The sequence below is a fragment of the Marinobacter sp. genome (assembly GCF_044799475.1).
Lineage (GTDB): Bacteria > Pseudomonadota > Gammaproteobacteria > Pseudomonadales > Oleiphilaceae > Marinobacter.
Map to the genome: position 1 here is coordinate 3,515,103 of NZ_CP085217.1, position 15,222 is coordinate 3,530,324.

A 15,222-nucleotide genomic window follows, 5' to 3' on the forward strand; every position below is an offset into this window, starting at 1 on the left:
GAGACTAAGAGATCCGGAAATGCCAGACGCCATGAACAATTCGCGAAATACGGGAGTGGTAGCCTGATGTGGGCCAGCATCCTTCTTGCGATTGCCGTGCTGCTGGTGCTGGGCGCCATTTTTGGTGCCATTCTGGGTTACGCGGCAGAGCGCTTCCGGGTGGAGGGCAATCCGCTGGTGGAGCAGATCGATGCCCTTCTACCTCAGACCCAGTGCGGTCAGTGCGGCTTTCCGGGCTGCAGACCCTATGCCGAATCCATTGCCAATGGCGATGCCATTAACAAGTGCCCGCCGGGTGGAGAAGGTACCATCCGGGCCCTCGCGGACCTGCTGGATGTGGAACCCCAGCCGCTGGATGCCGAGCATGGGGTTGAGCAGGAAACCCGGGTAGCCGTCATCCGTGAAGATGAGTGCATCGGCTGCACAAAGTGCATCCAGGCCTGCCCGGTCGATGCCATTCTTGGTGCCGCCAAACACATGCATACGGTAATCGAAAGCGAGTGCACCGGCTGCGACCTCTGTGTGGAGCCCTGCCCCGTGGACTGCATAGACATGATCACCATTGAGACGGACATCCGCAGCTGGACCTGGCATCCGCCCAAAGCAGACATTATTGCCACTGACCGCCAGAAGGTGGGGGCTTGATGACAAAGCTCTGGAGTTTCCCCGGCGGCATTCATCCGGAGGAAAACAAGCACCAGTCCACTGTGCGCCCCCTGCAACAGTCCAGCCTCCCGGACCGGCTGGTAATTCCCCTGCAACAGCATATCGGGTCCCCCGCCGAAACCCGGGTTGAGCCGGGAGACAGAGTTCTGAAGGGCGACGTTATTGCGGACGCCATTGGCACCATGGGAGTACCGGTGCATGCCCCCACTTCCGGCACCATTGAGGCCATCGAGAAGGCCGCTGTTCCTCACCCTTCCGGCCTCCTGGACTGGTGCATCTCACTGGTACCCGACGGTCAGGATACCTGGGGCACCCGCAAAGCTCTGGCCGATTATCACCAGCATGAGCGCCAGGACATACTGATCCACATCCGGGACAGCGGCATTGTCGGGCTGGGGGGCGCTGGTTTTCCCACCAGCATAAAGCTCCGGCCACCAGAACAGGACAAGGTCGACATTCTCATTCTCAACGGCGCCGAGTGCGAGCCCTACATTACCGCCGATGACACACTCATGCGGACGAAAGCCGATCAGGTGATCAGCGGTATGGAGATCATGGCCTGGATTCTGGAGCCAGAGCGTTGCGTCATTGGGATTGAGGATAACAAGCCGGAGGCCATCCAGGCCCTGAAGCAGGCTGCCGGTCAAACCCGTATCGAAGTGGTAGTCATCCCCACCCGATACCCCTCCGGTGGTGAAAAACAGCTTATCCAGATTCTCACTGGGCGCGAGGTTCCTCATGGCGGCATTCCCGCGGACACAGGGGTCATGTGCCAGAACGTTGGCACTGCCGTAGCGGTGGCGCGGGCCGTCCATCTTGGAGAACCACTGATATCGCGGATCACCACCGTTACCGGCCAGGCGATCCGGGAACCGGCCAACTACGAGGTGCTTTTGGGTACGCCCGTCAGCCACCTGCTCGCACAGGCAGGCCTGGAGCCTGACCGACTCGAGCGTCTGATTCTGGGAGGCCCGATGATGGGTTATACCCTGCAGACTGATCAGGTCCCCGTGATCAAGACCACCAATTGCCTGATTGCAGCCGCCCACGGGGAACTCGGACAGCAGCCGCCGGAACAGCCCTGCATCCGGTGCGGCGCCTGTTCCGAAGCCTGTCCCATGGAATTGCTGCCGCAACAGCTGTTCTGGCATGCGCGGGCGGAAGAATTCGACAAGGCCGAACACCTGAATCTGTTCGACTGCATCGAGTGCGGTGTCTGCTCCTATGTCTGCCCCAGCAGCATTCCCCTGGTGCAGTATTATCGCTTCGCCAAGGGCGAAATCCGCACCCACCGGATAGAGACGCTGAAATCCGACCAGGCTCGCCAGCGCTTCGAGGCCCGGCAGGCAAGGCTGGAGCGGGAGCAGGCCGAAAAAGAGGCGCGCAGGCAGGAACGCGCCCGGGCCGCGGCGGAAGCCCAGGCGAAAAAGGCCCGGCAGGAAGAGCAGCCAGATGGCACGCCTGTTTCCGTGGATACCCGCAAAACCGGCTCTAAAGTCGTGGAGGAAGCCCTCGCCCGCAAAGCCAGAGCCACCGCAGAGGGAAGTGTACATCCTGCGGACGGAGCGGCCACTACTGCCAGCCCGACTGAGGTGCCGGAGGGCCCGGACCTGGACAGCCTCAGGAAACAGCTGGAGCAGGCCAGAGACAAACTGGCCACCATGGAAACCATGCTGGAGGAAGCCCGGCAAGCCAGAGCCGACAACGTCGAGAAACTTGAGCGGGCCGTGGCCAAAAACCGGGATCGCGTGTCCCGGGCAGAACAGGCTCTGCATTCGGCCAAAGGCGACAGCCGGTCAACCACCCACTCAAATGATCAGGCCGGTAGCTGATGGCATTCAGACAGCAGTCCTCCCCCCATGCCCGTAACGCCCGCTCCACGTCCCGGGTCATGTTTCTCGTGATGGTTGCGGCAGTGCCTGGACTCCTTGCCCAGACCCTGTTTTTTGGCTGGGGCAATCTGATCAACGTGATCTGGTGCGTAGCTCTGGCACTGGCGGCGGAAGCCGGGGTTCTCAGGATGCGGGGCAAGCCGGTGATGTTCTTCCTGAAAGACAACACAGCGGCGGTCACCGGGCTCCTTCTGGGGCTTGCGCTCCCGCCCTTCGCTCCCTGGTGGGTATCGGCAATTGCCGTTATCACCGCCATCATCATGGCAAAACAGCTCTATGGCGGTCTCGGGTCCAATCCCTTCAACCCCGCGATGGTCGGCTATGCACTTGTTCTCATCTCGTTCCCCGTAGCCCTGACCACCAACTGGGCAGCGCCAGCGGGCCTCAACAGTGGCGCACCCGGGCTTTTAGAAACCCTGGGGGTCATTTTTTCCGGCAAGCTGCTGGCCGTTGATGCCTTCACCATGGCAACACCGCTGGATGTCTACAAAAACGAGATAACAGCAAAGATAGCCTCGGAAGTACGCCAGCACCCCAGTTTTGGCGAGGGTATTGCCCGGGGGTGGGAGTGGGTGAATCTGGCCTTTCTGGCCGGCGGCATTGGCCTTGTTGTTCTGCGGATCATCACCTGGCACATCCCGCTGAGCATGCTGGGAGGCCTGGCCATCATGAGCCTGGCCTTTGGCACCAATCCGGATCAGTACGCGCCGCTGTCCCTGCACCTGCTGGCTGGTGCTACCATGCTGGGGGCCTTTTTCATTGCCACGGACCCGGTCTCGGCGGCCACCAGCCACCAGGGCAAACTGATCTATGGTGCCGGCATCGGCGTGCTTCTCTACATTATTCGGACCTGGGGCAGTTACCCTGATGCAGTCGCCTTCGCCGTGCTTCTGATGAATTTTTCCGTCCCCTTCATCGATCACTACACGCCGCCGCGGACCTACGGGCATAAAAAGCCCCGACGGGGCCTGGCCGGCCGGAATCCGGAGTAACCCATGGCCGCCATCGGACAATCCATGCGCCGCAGTGCTCTGGGACTCGCCATCTTCGCCGTAATCACCGCCGGCCCCATTGCTGTTACCCAGGTTCTGACAGAGGAGCGCATTGTCCAGCAGGTGCGCAAGGCTGAAGCTGCTGCCCTGTTCGAGATCATCCCGGAGAGCCGTCATGACAACGACCTCCTCTCGGACACCGTGCCCCTGCAACCCGAGCCGTTGCTTGGCCTTCGAAAGCCGGCACAGGCCTGGATTGCCAGAGAGGATGGTAAACCTGTGGGGATCATTCTTCCCGTCGTGGCCAGAAACGGCTACTCAGGTGACATCCGGCTGCTGGTCGGGGTTGATACCCGGGGTGAAATCCTCGGTGTCCGGGTGACCAGCCACAGGGAAACGCCAGGGCTGGGCGACAGAATAGAACTCCGGAAATCGGACTGGATAAAATCCTTCAATGGCCGGTCGCTGGGCAATCCGGAGCGGGAAGACTGGGCGGTTGCCAAAGACAACGGCGTCTTCGACCAGTTTACCGGTGCTACCATTACACCCAGGGCAGTAGTGCAGGCGGTCAGGGACGCGCTGATTTACTTCCGCGAGAACCGCCAGTCGCTGCTGGACCACCGGAGTACAGACACAGAAAGGAGCCTGGCCAATGGCAACTAAAACCCGTTCGGAAATAATCCGGGACGGACTCTGGACCAATAACCCGGCCCTCGTGCAGGTTCTGGGGCTCTGTCCCCTGCTGGCTGTCACAAGCACGGTGGTGAACGCCATTGGCCTGGGCCTGGCCACGCTAATGGTGCTCACCGGCTCAAACCTCGCGGTGTCAGTGATTCGCACTTATGTGACGGACTCGGTTCGTCTGCCGGCATTCGTGATGATCATTGCCTCTCTGGTAACCTGCGCCGAACTCCTGATGCAGGCTTTCACCTACGAGCTTTACCAGATCCTCGGCATTTTCATCCCGTTGATTGTCACCAACTGTGCAATCCTGGGTCGGGCCGATGCCTTTGCCTCCAGAAACAGCCCCGGAGCAGCAGTGCTGGATGGGGCCATGATGGGGGCGGGCTTTCTGGTGGTGCTGGTTGTTCTTGGAGGCATGCGGGAAATCGTCGGACAGGGCACGCTGTTTGCCAACATGGAACTGCTGCTGGGACCCATGGCCTCGGACTGGCAGATCGGACCGGTTTCCGGTTACCCGGATGTGCTGTTCATGGTACTGCCCCCAGGTGCCTTTGTGGGCCTTGGACTGCTGATTGCTCTCAAGAACCGTATTGATTACCACATTGCCGAAAGTCGCCGGGCAACTGCAGCAGAGGGACCAGTCGCTGGCAGCAAGCGGGTCCGGGTGACCGGACAGGCTTCGCAGGAACAGTCGTAATGAACAGACAGAAACGGATCCAGATCTTTGAGCGCCTGCGGCAAGCCAATCCCACTCCGACGACTGAGCTGGTGTATTCCTCCCCTTTCGAGTTGCTGATTGCCGTCATACTGTCGGCCCAGGCTACTGATGTCGGTGTCAACAAGGCGACCGCCAGGCTGTTCAGGGTGGCGAATACGCCACAGGAGATACTCGATCTGGGAGTGGATGGACTCAAGGACTACATAAAGACCATTGGGCTCTTCAACACCAAGGCGGAGAATGTCATCAAAACCTGCCGACAGCTGGTGGAAAAACACGACGGCAAAGTACCGGATAGCCGGAAAGACCTCGAAGCGCTACCGGGGGTGGGACGCAAGACTGCCAACGTGGTGCTGAACACGGCTTTCGGGCAGCCCACCATGGCCGTTGATACCCATATCTTCCGGGTCTCGAACCGGACCCGCATTGCGCCCGGCAAAAACGTAAAGGAAGTGGAAGAAAAGCTGGTTCGTCTAGTGCCCAAAGACTACCTGATGGACGCCCATCACTGGCTCATCCTTCATGGCCGCTACACCTGCGTGGCGCGAAAACCCCGCTGCGGCTCCTGCGCCATTGAGGATCTGTGCGAGTATCCCCACAAGCGGGATTACATGGAGTGAAGCCGGTTCTGTCACGGCCGGCTGCAGGCCTGACAGAACCGGAGGATGACAGCAGGCCGGGGCTTGCTGCCATCTAGCTACTTAACGCTGACCGAGCATTTTCTGTTTCAGATCTTCCTGGGCTGGCTCATCCGACAGCCAGATACCAAACAGCGCTTTCTTGAACTCCAGGCCTTCGATAACGCCACGGGGATCGCCGTTCTTGTGGACGCTCACGCCCTTGTTGGGCACATAGACCAGATCAAAGACATCCCCGTCCTTGATCTCCTCCTCGAACACCTTCAGGAACTCGTCAATCTCTGCCTGGATCGGAGCCATATTGCCATTGGTGGCATTCTCAAAACCTTCGATGGTCGCAGACGTCATCTTGTCGCTGGTGATCATGCCGGAAATGATATGCAGGGTAATGGCCTGGGGCTCATCCGCAGTAATAACCTGCTGGGCATCGCTTGTGGTCTGAGGAACATAGAGTCCCCCGACATACAGGTCCATGAACCATTTTGACCGTACACCGGCGCCGTTGAGTTTCAGCTCCGAATTGTCAGCTGATATGGTGTCAGGAAGATTCACACCTTCAACAGTCGCAGCATGGGCTGGTGAAAGCATTACTGCTGTTAGCAAAAACGAGGATAAAACAGTTGATAGGGCCTTGTTCATCGTCCATTCCTTTTGAGTCGTTATTATTTATTGAGTGCGCTTCCATTTTTCGGACGCACTTCAGTTTGCCGGCGTTCGACATCATGTACCCCGCCAGACCCCGCTGATTCTAACAGGCCCACCTGTGCCCCAATATTGCCTGGTTCTCATTTGCTGACGCCCACAAAAAAGCCGGTCAGCGAAAGCTGACCGGCTTTTTTAAACACTGAAGACAGTTCTATCTGAATAGAGTGACTCCCGAGAGCCCCTCTTTTTCCAGAATTTCCCGCAGGCGACGCAGCGCTTCAACCTGGATCTGCCGGACCCGCTCGCGGGTAAGACCGATTTCCTGCCCTACTTCCTCCAGGGTGCTGGTCTGGTATCCGCGAAGACCAAAGCGCCGGGACAGCACTTCCTGCTGCTTGTCGCTCAGCTGGTCGAGCCAGTTGCCGATGCAGCCCCGCATGTTATTGTCCTGCAGCAGGTCCGCCGGGTCCGAGGCGGCTTCATCCGCCACCGTGTCGAGCAGCGATTTCTCGCCGTTGGCACCAATGGGAGTATCCATGGAAGCCACCCGCTCGTTCAGCCCGAGCATGCGCTTGACATCCGCCACCGGCTTGTCCACCCGTTGGGCAATCTCGTCTGCTGTAGGTTCGTGGTCCAGTTTCTGGGTCAGCTCTCTGGCAGCCCGGAGGTAAAGATTAAGCTCTTTGACCACATGGATGGGCAGACGGATGGTGCGAGTCTGGTTCATGATGGCCCGCTCGATGGTCTGACGAATCCACCAGGTGGCATAGGTGGAAAAGCGGAAACCGCGCTCGGGATCAAATTTTTCCACCGCCCGGATGAGACCCAGATTGCCCTCTTCGATCAGGTCGAGCAGTGTCAGGCCGCGATTGACATAGCGCCTGGCAATCTTGACCACCAGCCTCAGGTTGCTTTCAATCATCCGCTTGCGACCGGACTCCTCGCCTTTGCGGGCAAGCCGGGCGAAATAGACTTCTTCCTGGGGGGTAAGGAGAGGTGAAAAACCAATTTCGTTGAGGTAAAGCTGGGTGGCATCCAGCTGTTTCTGGGAGCCAAAATATCTGCCGGTACTCTTTTCTGAGGCTCCCTGTCTGCCTGATCCCTCATCCGCTACGGGAGTATCCTGCTCTGGCGTTACTGGTGTTATCCCTTCGTCATCTGAATCTTCGACATCTGAAACACGATCGATAATAAGATCTTCATGTTCTGCTGACATAAGATAGCCCCGCCTTTCAATGACCCTGTATTATTTTTCGCTCACCTGTTTTTTTTGTCGTGAACGCCTGCTGAATCTTGTTTGAGTTCTTTCCGTCAGGACATTTTGTCTGGACCAGTCGTCGCAACGACCTGCTTCCACGTTTTTATTTTTCGGGTTAACCGTTTGCGTCTTTGCTGATCTGAATTTCTGTTTTCATCCAGGCCCGATCATCATCGCGGAGGCAGGTAAGGCACTGGGTCAACCGGGTTGCCATTTTTCCGGATTTCAAAATGCAACTTGTTGCGATCCGTCCCGGTACTGCCCAGTTCCGCGATGACCTGCCCTGCTTTCACATCCTCCCCTTCCCTGACCAGAATTCTGCGGTTGTGCGCGTACGCGCTCAGAAAGTGTTCGTTGTGATTAACAATAATCAGATTACCGTACCCCAGCAACCCGCTACCGGCATAGACCACGTTTCCCGCTGCGGAGGTCCTTACAGGGTCACCGGCTTTGCCAGCTATATCAATACCTTTGTTGACTTTGCCGGATGCAGAAAAACCTGCAATTACAGTGCCAACATGAGGCCACTGCCACTTGATCCCCGCAACCATCTGGGTCTGTTCGGGCAACGGAGTATTTCTGGAGGGTGCTTTCTGCACTTTGGGGGGGACAGAAGCCTTCTGGGTCGGAGCAGCTCTTCCGGGAGACTTTCGCGGGCCTGGCGCGGGCGCAGGCGATGCCCTTTGCTGGCTATCTGCCACAACCTTGCCGCGGCGGTCGAGGCGGAGAACCCGACCGGGTTTTATATCCCAGGGGGGGCCAATATTATTTGCATTGCCCAGCTCCCGGTAATCCCGCCCGTATCGCCAGGCTATGCTGTAAAGCGTTTCACCTGGCTTGACCACGTGGCGCCCCCAGTAGACCGGCGGATTATAGGCATCATCCTGATAGATGGCTGCGGTGTTGCAGCCTCCCAGAGCAAGCACGAAGAAAAGCAGAACCCCGGCCCGGAGCCAGCCGAAGCCGCTAACTACAGACCACAGGCCGAGCCGACCTTCTGTGATCAAACGCAGCGACGGCATGCTTCTGCTGCGAAAGACGCCATGCAGGGATAACACAAGTATATATATCGCCTTTTTTATTTCTAATTTGTATTAAAAATGGTGCAAGTTCTAAAGTCTTTGCGATAACCCGCTAATTTATTGCATATTTTGTAAGCAAATCCAAGTTACCTTAGCACCAGCCGTGTTACCGCGGGAAACATCATTCATGACCGAAAAGTAACACTCTCTCCTGTTCGTACCCCCAAAACTATTTCGCTCCGGACGCGGAACTGTGGTTAAAGCGGGCAGCAGCCCATTCCACCAGCAACACAAGGAAGAGTCCGCCAAGAGCCGCAAGGACACCCTGCATCAACTCGGGGCTGCTTCCAGTCAACTCGGCATAGGACTGGGGAGAGACGTTAATTTCCTGAACCGGCACCTGCTGGCCCGCACTGCCAAGCCGCCAGCTGACCGTTTCTTTCCATGGCCAGACTTTGTTCAGAGCACCAATCATGACACCGGTCAGAAACGCCAGAACCCAGTCATGGAAACGGTTTACCGCCCACGTCAGCAACCGTGCTATGGAGAGCAGCCCCACCCCGCAGCCGGCGCCAAACACCATCAGCTTTACCACATCCAGCTGTTTGACTGCATCAAGTACCGGGGCATAGAGCCCCATAATGACCAGGATAAAGCTTCCTGATATTCCCGGCAGAATCATGGCGCAGATGGCAAGAGCACCACCGCCGAAAAGAACCAGATTGGTTGGTGCGGTTTCGAGGGGAGAAAGTGTTGTTACCCACCAGGCTACTGCGGCACCCGTCAGGACTGCAATCAACAGCAGCAACCGGCGCTGCCGGATTTCTCGCGCAACATGCCACACAGACGCGGTAATCAGACCAAAAAAGAAGCTCCACAAGGGAATGGGGTATTCATCGAGGGCATAGGTGATTGCAGAGGCAAGGGTAACAACACTGAACAGGATACCGGCGATCAGAGTCGTCAGAAATGAGGCGTCAGTCGCTTGCCAGAAGGCTCGCAGTTTACCGCGGCAGAGTCTCTGCCAGAAGGCGCCGGGTACACTGTTGATGGCATTCAGAAGACGGAAGTAAATCCCTGTGATAAAGGCAATGGTGCCCCCGGATACCCCGGGTACTATATCCGCTGCCCCCATGGCAAGGCCACGGGCAAACACAGCAGGCAATGAGTGGGTGCGATCTTCGGGCGGGGCAGGAGCGGTCATCGCACCACACCAGCGAGAAGGGGAACAAAACGCACCGGCTCGATCTGCGTCACTTCAAAGTCATCGCCATGGCGAACGGCCTGGGTCAGGATCTGTTTCTCCTCCCCCACCGGAGCAATAATTACGCCGCCCTCGGCGAGCTGCATCATTAGATCCCGCGGCAGCTCTTTTGGCGCCGCAGTTACCAGAATGGCATCGAACGGGCCCTTGTCTGCCCAGCCAATGCCGCCGTCCGCATGTCTGAGCATCACATTCCGCAGGCCGAGGGTGCGAAGCCGGTCCCGCGCCCGATCCTGTAATGGTTTGATACGCTCAACGCTGTACACCTCCTTCACCAGCTTTGCCAGAATGGCTGTCTGGTAGCCGGAACCCGTGCCCAGCTCAAGCACCGAGACAGGCCCATGGCGCAGCAGAACTTCGGTCATTCGCGCCACTATGTAGGGTTGGGAAAGAGTCTGGCTGTGGCCGATAGGCAGTGATGTGTCTTCATAGGCCCGGTGGGAAAGGGCCTCATCAAGGAAAATGTGCCTGGGCACTTCTTCCATGGTGGCCAGCACCCGTTCACTGGTGATGCCCACTTCCCGAAGACGCTGAATCATGCGGCTGCGGGTCCGGCGCGAAGTCATCCCGATACCCTGGAGTTCGGGCGTCATTCATTGACCTCCTCTAGCCACTCCCGCAGGGAGGACAGGGCTTCGTGTCGGGTCATGTCCACGTGGACCGGCGTAATGGACACATAATTCTCCTGAACCGCATGAAAGTCGGTACCAGGGCCGGCGTCCCGCCCGGGGCCAGCAGCACCTATCCAGTAACGCTCCTTGCCCCTGGGACAGGTCATGGGTACAGCACCCTCTGCCACGTTGCGGTGACCCAGCCGGGTTACCCGGAAGCCGGCCAGCTTTTCCCAGGGCACGTCAGGTACGTTCACATTGAGGATGCAGCGGGGCCCCAGGCTTTCAGGCGCATCCCGCTCAAGCAGAAGACGCACAACCCTTGCGGCGGTCTCGTAGTGAAAATAGCCCTGGTTCACCAGCGATACAGCGATGGCTGGCAGACCCAGGTTGCGACCTTCGGTGGCAGCGGCCACCGTGCCGGAATAAATCACATCATCACCGAGATTGGCGTGGGTGTTGATACCCGATACCACACGGTCAAAGGGTTCGTCATAGAGGCCGTTCACCGCCAGCATGACACAGTCGCTCGGGGTGCCATCCACCGAGCGGAATCCGCCCGGATGGTTTTCAACCGTCAGTGGACGGTTCAGCGTCAGCGCATTGCTTGCCCCACTGTGATCCCGGTCCGGGGCCACCACCTCCAGTGAACCCAACCCCTGGAGTCCATCAAACAGAGCCTTGAGCCCCGGTGAATGGACGCCGTCATCATTCGACAACAGAATTCGCACAGTATTCTCCGCTAGCCTTTCCGGCCTTTATTGGCAGCCGGTTTCGGTTTTCAGGGACTGATCATGCCCTGTTTCATTGGTTTCTGATTTATCCGCCGGTGTCTGTGAGGCGTCGGTCAGACTGAATACCTCAGCCAGTAGCGTCGTGGCAAACTGCCCTGGTTCCAGTTCGAAAATCAGGCGCAGGCTGTCCGGCGCCTCCCGGTGCCACCGGAAATCCCCGGGGCGCAGGATCAGGGACCTGCGTTCGGGCTTCATGCGGGTCTGGGAAAACACGCCCTCCAGCTTCGGATGCCGCGCCACGATCTCCCGCTCAAGGGCTTCCTGCTGGTCCAGGGCCGTGGTGCCTCCGTCCCCCCACAGGGGGCCGGTAATCCCGTTCTCCGACGGCTCACCGGGGAGCGGCTGATTCCAAGAGCCCTCCAGAACACGCTGCGCCAGAACTTCATTGAAGAACCAGGAGCGGGCGGCTGAAAAATACAGACCATTGCGGTTGTTGCGGCCCCTCTGCCGGCCTGGCTTCAGCCGGCAGGCCTGATCGAGATTGTTGCCGTTCCAGCCAAATCTCTGACTACCAAAATAATTTGGACAGCCCTGCTCTGTGAGCCGGTTCAACGCCTGGTCCAGCTGACCGGCGTCGGCTTCCACCCTGGTAAGCAGGATATCAAAGCGGTTGGCCCGGTGCTCCCCACGGCGCAGCTTCCGGGCAAAGCGACAGACCGCCAGCACCGGCCAGCGCGATCGCACCGCGGCGAGATAATCAGCATCCGAATCCATCATGCCTGGTCGATAGACACTAAACCACTGCCGGGTCACCGCATGACGGTCCTTGAGCCCACACAGTCCGACGTCATGGGGCTGGCAGCCGGACAGCCGGGACAGTTCCCGGGCAACGTACTCGGTGTTGTCCCCGGTCTTTTCGAGCCGGACACACAGGTGCTCACCCTGCCCCGGCACCTCCCGCTCTGGCCGGGCACTGGCAGAACCAGCGGGAAAACCCGCCAGATCCAGGATCTCCTCCACCTGGAAGTGTTCAGGCCTGGCCTTGAGTATCGCCTCTGCTACCGGCTTACCGCCAGCCGCAGGCCAGTCGAGCCGCCATCCTGAAATGGTCATGTGCTCATCGGCTCCAGCAGGCACACGGCCTGGCAGGCAATACCTTCGCCCCGGCCGATAAAACCAAGCCGTTCCGTGGTGGTGGCTTTCACGCCTACCCGGTCAGGCGTTACCCTCAGATCCGCTGCCATGTTGCCCCGCATCGCATCAAGATGGGGCGCCATCCTGGGGGCCTGGGCAATAATGGTGCTGTCTATATTCACCACGCGGAAACCCTCGCTGGCAATCCTGTCGACCACCTGCCGGAGCAGGACCCTGCTGTCAGCGCCCGCCCATTCCTCGCTGTTGTCGGGGAAAAAATGCCCGATATCTCCCAGGGCAAGAGCGCCAAGCAGGGCATCAGCCACAGCATGGAGCAGTACATCACCATCCGAGTGGGCTTTCAGACCATGTGCATGGGGTATGGCCACGCCGCCGATAACGATCCGGTCACCTTCGCCGAACTCATGTACATCAAAACCCTGTCCAATTCGCATAACCACCTCAGATCGTTCAGTGCCCTGCACCCAGCCGGGAGAGGATGAATTCTGCCATGGGCAGGTCCCCAGGCACTGTCACCTTGATATTGTCCGAGCTGCCTTCCACCAGCTGCGGACTGTTTCCGGCATGTTCTACCGCCGAAGCTTCGTCTGTTACCGGTACCCCGTCTACTGCTGCCTGCTCCAGCGCCTCCCGCAGCAGTCCGAAGCGGAACATCTGTGGTGTCAGAGCACGCCAGATGCCGGTCCGGTCAAGGGTTCCGGTGACCGCGCAATCGGCTCCCGCATATTTGAGGGTGTCCGAAACCGGACATGCCAGAAGTCCGCCAACAGGGTGCTCGTCCAGAATGGACATGAGGTTTTTGAGGTCGGCGGCGCCGAGGCAGGGCCTGGCCACATCATGAACCAGCACCCAGTCGTCCACTGATGCTTCAGGCTCCAGCGCCTGGAGCGCCAGAAGGACCGAGTCCCGGCGCTCCGCTCCGCCCGCGCAGGTGGTAATCCGGCTGTCCCGGGCGCTCTCTGACTTTTCCCACCAGGAATCCGCCGGGTGCAGGGCCACCATGCAGCCGTCAAATGCCGCCGCCTGCAGCAGGCGGGAGAGGGTGACATCCAGCAGGAAACGGTTTTGGAGGTGAAGGTACTGCTTGGGTCGGCCCGTCTTCATGCGCTGGCCCGTGCCGGCGGCGGGGATCACCAGCCAATAGCGTTTGTCGGTCATGGGATCAGTCACATCCGGTCTCAGAGGTTCAGGGCTCAACCACCAGAAAGAAGGTTTCGCCTTCGGCAATCAGACCGAGATTGAGGCGGGCCCGCTCCTCAATGGCGCCCTGGCCGGCACGCAGGTTGCGCACTTCGGCATAGAGCCGATCATTGCGCGCCGCAAGCTTCGCGTTTTCCGCCCGCTGGGTGGCAATGGTCTGATCCAGACTCCATACCTGCGCAAAGCTGCCCTCTCCCACCCACAGGCGAACCTGTAGCAGGAGAATAAGCACACCCATGACGGCCCAGAGCCACTTCATCCGATAAATCCCCGTTTGCCCGGTAAATCCGAGAGGATACCGCAAAGCCATCAGCTCAGCGACACATCCCGGAGTTTAGCAGACTGCGGGACTTGCGCGACCCGCTCAGCCCTGACCCTTGATTTCAGACAGACCGCGATAAGGGGCCGCGGCTTTTCCCGCCAGCGCCTCTTCGATACGCAACAGCTGATTGTATTTTGCCACCCGGTCGGAACGGCACAGGGAACCGGTCTTGATCTGGCCGGCACAGGTGGCCACCGCCAGATCCGCAATCGTGGTGTCTTCGGTCTCGCCGGAGCGATGTGAGATCACGGCGGTATAGCCTGCTTCCTGGGCCATTTTAATGGCATCCAGGGTTTCTGTCAGGCTGCCAATCTGATTGAACTTGATCAGGATGGAGTTGGCGATGCCGTTGTCGATCCCCCGCTTGAGGATTCTGGTATTGGTCACAAACAGATCGTCGCCTACCAGCTGCACCCTGTCACCGATCTTTCGTGTCAGCGCTGCCCAGCCGTCCCAGTCGCTTTCGTCCATACCATCTTCAATCGATACGATCGGGTAACGTTCAGTCAGGCCGGCCAGGTAGTCGGCGAAACCTTCGGAGTCGAATTTTTTGCCCTCACCGGCCAGGTCATACTGGCCATCCCGGTAGAATTCGGATGCAGCGCAGTCCAGAGCCAGGGTAATGTCCTTGCCCAGCACGTAACCGGCCTTTTCAACGGCCTCCTGAATGACAGTCAGAGCCGCCTCATTGGAAGGAAGATCCGGCGCAAAACCACCTTCATCGCCTACAGCCGTACTGAGGCCCTGGGCCTTGAGAACCTTCTTCAGGTGGTGGAAAATCTCGGCGCCGATCTGCAGGGCTTCAGCGAACGACCTGGCGGCTACCGGCTGAATCATGAACTCCTGGATGTCCACGTTGTTGTCGGCGTGCTCACCACCGTTCAGGATGTTCATCATGGGCACGGGCATGGAGTACTTCCCCGGCGTGCCGTTGATCTCAGCAATATGTTCGTAGAGCGGCCGACCCAGGGAAATAGCTGCTGCTTTGGCAGCTGCCAGGGAAACGGCAAGAATGGCGTTGGCACCCAGATTCGCCTTGTTGTCAGTGCCATCGAGCTCAATCATGGAGGTATCCAGTGCCCGCTGGTCAGTGACGTCTTTTCCAACCAGCGTCTCACGGATACGGGTATTAACCGCCTCCACTGCCTTCCGGACGCCCTTGCCCAGATACCTGGAGTCGTCATGATCCCTCAGCTCCAGGGCTTCACGGGAACCAGTGGAAGCGCCGGATGGGGCACAGGCGCGACCCAGAGTGCCGTCTTCCAGAATCACATCCGCCTCAACGGTTGGGTTGCCACGGGAGTCCAGTATTTCTCGGGCCTTGATGTCAGCAATCCTGGTCATAGTATGCGATCTCCAATACTGTAAGTGGTCAGAACTCGGTTAGCAGTAATCTCATCGGTAGGATCCGGTAGGGTCGG

The 15,222-nt window shown here is 58.8% G+C and carries 17 protein-coding genes; 6 read left to right on the forward strand and 11 right to left on the reverse strand.

Annotated elements, in window-relative coordinates; genetic code table 11:
* Window positions 1-66 precede the first annotated feature (66 nt).
* Genes rsxB through nth form a run of 6 tightly spaced genes read left to right on the forward strand, consistent with a single transcriptional unit; the run spans window position 67 to window position 5,572 of the window.
* Window positions 67-645, forward strand: coding sequence for an electron transport complex subunit RsxB (gene rsxB, locus LG327_RS16140; RefSeq protein ID WP_404363467.1), 579 nt, complete (start codon window positions 67-69; stop codon window positions 643-645).
* Window positions 645-2,498, forward strand: a complete 1,854-nt coding sequence (rsxC, locus tag LG327_RS16145; RefSeq protein ID WP_404363469.1) for an electron transport complex subunit RsxC — start codon at window positions 645-647, stop codon at window positions 2,496-2,498. Before rsxB ends, rsxC begins: the two co-directional genes overlap by 1 nt.
* Complete coding sequence (rsxD, locus tag LG327_RS16150; protein WP_404363471.1) at window positions 2,498-3,550, forward strand: electron transport complex subunit RsxD; 1,053 nt, start codon at window positions 2,498-2,500, stop codon at window positions 3,548-3,550. The genes rsxC and rsxD overlap by 1 nt, the downstream gene beginning before the upstream one ends.
* A gap of 3 nt (window positions 3,551-3,553) precedes the next feature.
* On the forward strand, window positions 3,554-4,213 hold the full coding sequence (gene rsxG / locus LG327_RS16155) for an electron transport complex subunit RsxG (RefSeq protein ID WP_404363473.1): 660 nt from the start codon (window positions 3,554-3,556) through the stop codon (window positions 4,211-4,213).
* Entirely contained in the window at window positions 4,203-4,931 is a 729-nt protein-coding gene (locus LG327_RS16160) for an electron transport complex subunit E (RefSeq protein WP_404363475.1), read from the forward strand. Before rsxG ends, LG327_RS16160 begins: the two co-directional genes overlap by 11 nt.
* Window positions 4,931-5,572: an endonuclease III gene (nth, locus tag LG327_RS16165; protein ID WP_404363477.1), complete on the forward strand. Its 642-nt coding sequence runs from the start codon at window positions 4,931-4,933 to the stop codon at window positions 5,570-5,572. The genes LG327_RS16160 and nth overlap by 1 nt, the downstream gene beginning before the upstream one ends.
* An 81-nt stretch (window positions 5,573-5,653) precedes the next feature.
* Here the strand turns inward: nth and LG327_RS16170 are convergent, their stop codons facing one another.
* From LG327_RS16170 to eno, 11 genes are all read right to left on the reverse strand, one after another.
* Complete coding sequence (locus LG327_RS16170) at window positions 5,654-6,178, reverse strand: chalcone isomerase family protein (RefSeq protein WP_404363479.1); 525 nt, start codon at window positions 6,176-6,178, stop codon at window positions 5,654-5,656.
* A gap of 268 nt (window positions 6,179-6,446) precedes the next feature.
* The gene (gene rpoS, locus LG327_RS16175; RefSeq protein ID WP_404369490.1) at window positions 6,447-7,424 is read right to left on the reverse strand and encodes an RNA polymerase sigma factor RpoS; all 978 of its coding nucleotides are present in this window, start codon (window positions 7,422-7,424) and stop codon (window positions 6,447-6,449) included.
* A gap of 239 nt (window positions 7,425-7,663) precedes the next feature.
* Window positions 7,664-8,515 carry a peptidoglycan DD-metalloendopeptidase family protein gene (locus tag LG327_RS16180; protein ID WP_404363481.1) on the reverse strand — a complete coding sequence of 284 codons (852 nt, stop codon included), beginning with the start codon at window positions 8,513-8,515 and terminating at the stop codon, window positions 7,664-7,666.
* Between the two features lie 229 nt (window positions 8,516-8,744).
* Window positions 8,745-9,719 carry a DUF368 domain-containing protein gene (locus LG327_RS16185; RefSeq protein ID WP_404363483.1) on the reverse strand — a complete coding sequence of 325 codons (975 nt, stop codon included), beginning with the start codon at window positions 9,717-9,719 and terminating at the stop codon, window positions 8,745-8,747.
* On the reverse strand, window positions 9,716-10,372 hold the full coding sequence (locus LG327_RS16190) for a protein-L-isoaspartate(D-aspartate) O-methyltransferase (protein ID WP_404363485.1): 657 nt from the start codon (window positions 10,370-10,372) through the stop codon (window positions 9,716-9,718). Before LG327_RS16190 ends, LG327_RS16185 begins: the two co-directional genes overlap by 4 nt.
* The gene (gene surE, locus LG327_RS16195) at window positions 10,369-11,121 is read right to left on the reverse strand and encodes a 5'/3'-nucleotidase SurE (RefSeq protein WP_404363487.1); all 753 of its coding nucleotides are present in this window, start codon (window positions 11,119-11,121) and stop codon (window positions 10,369-10,371) included. The genes LG327_RS16190 and surE overlap by 4 nt, the downstream gene beginning before the upstream one ends.
* 27 nt (window positions 11,122-11,148) lie before the next feature.
* A complete protein-coding gene (gene truD / locus LG327_RS16200) occupies window positions 11,149-12,237 on the reverse strand; it encodes a tRNA pseudouridine(13) synthase TruD (protein WP_404363489.1) in 1,089 nt (362 codons plus the stop codon).
* Window positions 12,234-12,713 (reverse strand): 2-C-methyl-D-erythritol 2,4-cyclodiphosphate synthase, encoded by a 480-nt coding sequence (gene ispF / locus LG327_RS16205; RefSeq protein ID WP_404363491.1) that lies wholly within the window; start codon window positions 12,711-12,713, stop codon window positions 12,234-12,236. Before ispF ends, truD begins: the two co-directional genes overlap by 4 nt.
* A gap of 16 nt (window positions 12,714-12,729) precedes the next feature.
* Complete coding sequence (gene ispD, locus LG327_RS16210) at window positions 12,730-13,437, reverse strand: 2-C-methyl-D-erythritol 4-phosphate cytidylyltransferase (RefSeq protein ID WP_404369493.1); 708 nt, start codon at window positions 13,435-13,437, stop codon at window positions 12,730-12,732.
* A gap of 28 nt (window positions 13,438-13,465) precedes the next feature.
* The gene (gene ftsB, locus LG327_RS16215) at window positions 13,466-13,738 is read right to left on the reverse strand and encodes a cell division protein FtsB (RefSeq protein ID WP_404363493.1); all 273 of its coding nucleotides are present in this window, start codon (window positions 13,736-13,738) and stop codon (window positions 13,466-13,468) included.
* A gap of 105 nt (window positions 13,739-13,843) precedes the next feature.
* Window positions 13,844-15,145 carry a phosphopyruvate hydratase gene (eno, locus tag LG327_RS16220; protein WP_404363495.1) on the reverse strand — a complete coding sequence of 434 codons (1,302 nt, stop codon included), beginning with the start codon at window positions 15,143-15,145 and terminating at the stop codon, window positions 13,844-13,846.
* Between the last annotated feature and the right edge of the window lie 77 nt (window positions 15,146-15,222).

Bases quoted from the DNA above. Each gene is read 5' to 3' on its own strand.
- LG327_RS16180 (WP_404363481.1), bottom strand. From the start codon at position 8,515: ATGCCGTCGCTGCGTTTGATCACAGAAGGTCGGCTCGGCCTGTGGTCT.
- ispD (WP_404369493.1), bottom strand. From the start codon at position 13,437: ATGACCGACAAACGCTATTGGCTGGTGATCCCCGCCGCCGGCACGGGC.
- LG327_RS16190 (WP_404363485.1), bottom strand. From the start codon at position 10,372: ATGACGCCCGAACTCCAGGGTATCGGGATGACTTCGCGCCGGACCCGC.
- rsxD (WP_404363471.1), top strand. From the start codon at position 2,498: ATGGCATTCAGACAGCAGTCCTCCCCCCATGCCCGTAACGCCCGCTCC.
- LG327_RS16160 (WP_404363475.1), top strand. From the start codon at position 4,203: ATGGCAACTAAAACCCGTTCGGAAATAATCCGGGACGGACTCTGGACC.
- eno (WP_404363495.1), bottom strand. From the start codon at position 15,145: ATGACCAGGATTGCTGACATCAAGGCCCGAGAAATACTGGACTCCCGT.
- LG327_RS16170 (WP_404363479.1), bottom strand. From the start codon at position 6,178: ATGCTTTCACCAGCCCATGCTGCGACTGTTGAAGGTGTGAATCTTCCT.
- rsxC (WP_404363469.1), top strand. From the start codon at position 645: ATGACAAAGCTCTGGAGTTTCCCCGGCGGCATTCATCCGGAGGAAAAC.
- ftsB (WP_404363493.1), bottom strand. From the start codon at position 13,738: ATGAAGTGGCTCTGGGCCGTCATGGGTGTGCTTATTCTCCTGCTACAG.
- rsxB (WP_404363467.1), top strand. From the start codon at position 67: ATGTGGGCCAGCATCCTTCTTGCGATTGCCGTGCTGCTGGTGCTGGGC.
- LG327_RS16185 (WP_404363483.1), bottom strand. From the start codon at position 9,719: ATGACCGCTCCTGCCCCGCCCGAAGATCGCACCCACTCATTGCCTGCT.
- ispF (WP_404363491.1), bottom strand. From the start codon at position 12,713: ATGCGAATTGGACAGGGTTTTGATGTACATGAGTTCGGCGAAGGTGAC.
- rsxG (WP_404363473.1), top strand. From the start codon at position 3,554: ATGGCCGCCATCGGACAATCCATGCGCCGCAGTGCTCTGGGACTCGCC.
- truD (WP_404363489.1), bottom strand. From the start codon at position 12,237: ATGACCATTTCAGGATGGCGGCTCGACTGGCCTGCGGCTGGCGGTAAG.
- nth (WP_404363477.1), top strand. From the start codon at position 4,931: ATGAACAGACAGAAACGGATCCAGATCTTTGAGCGCCTGCGGCAAGCC.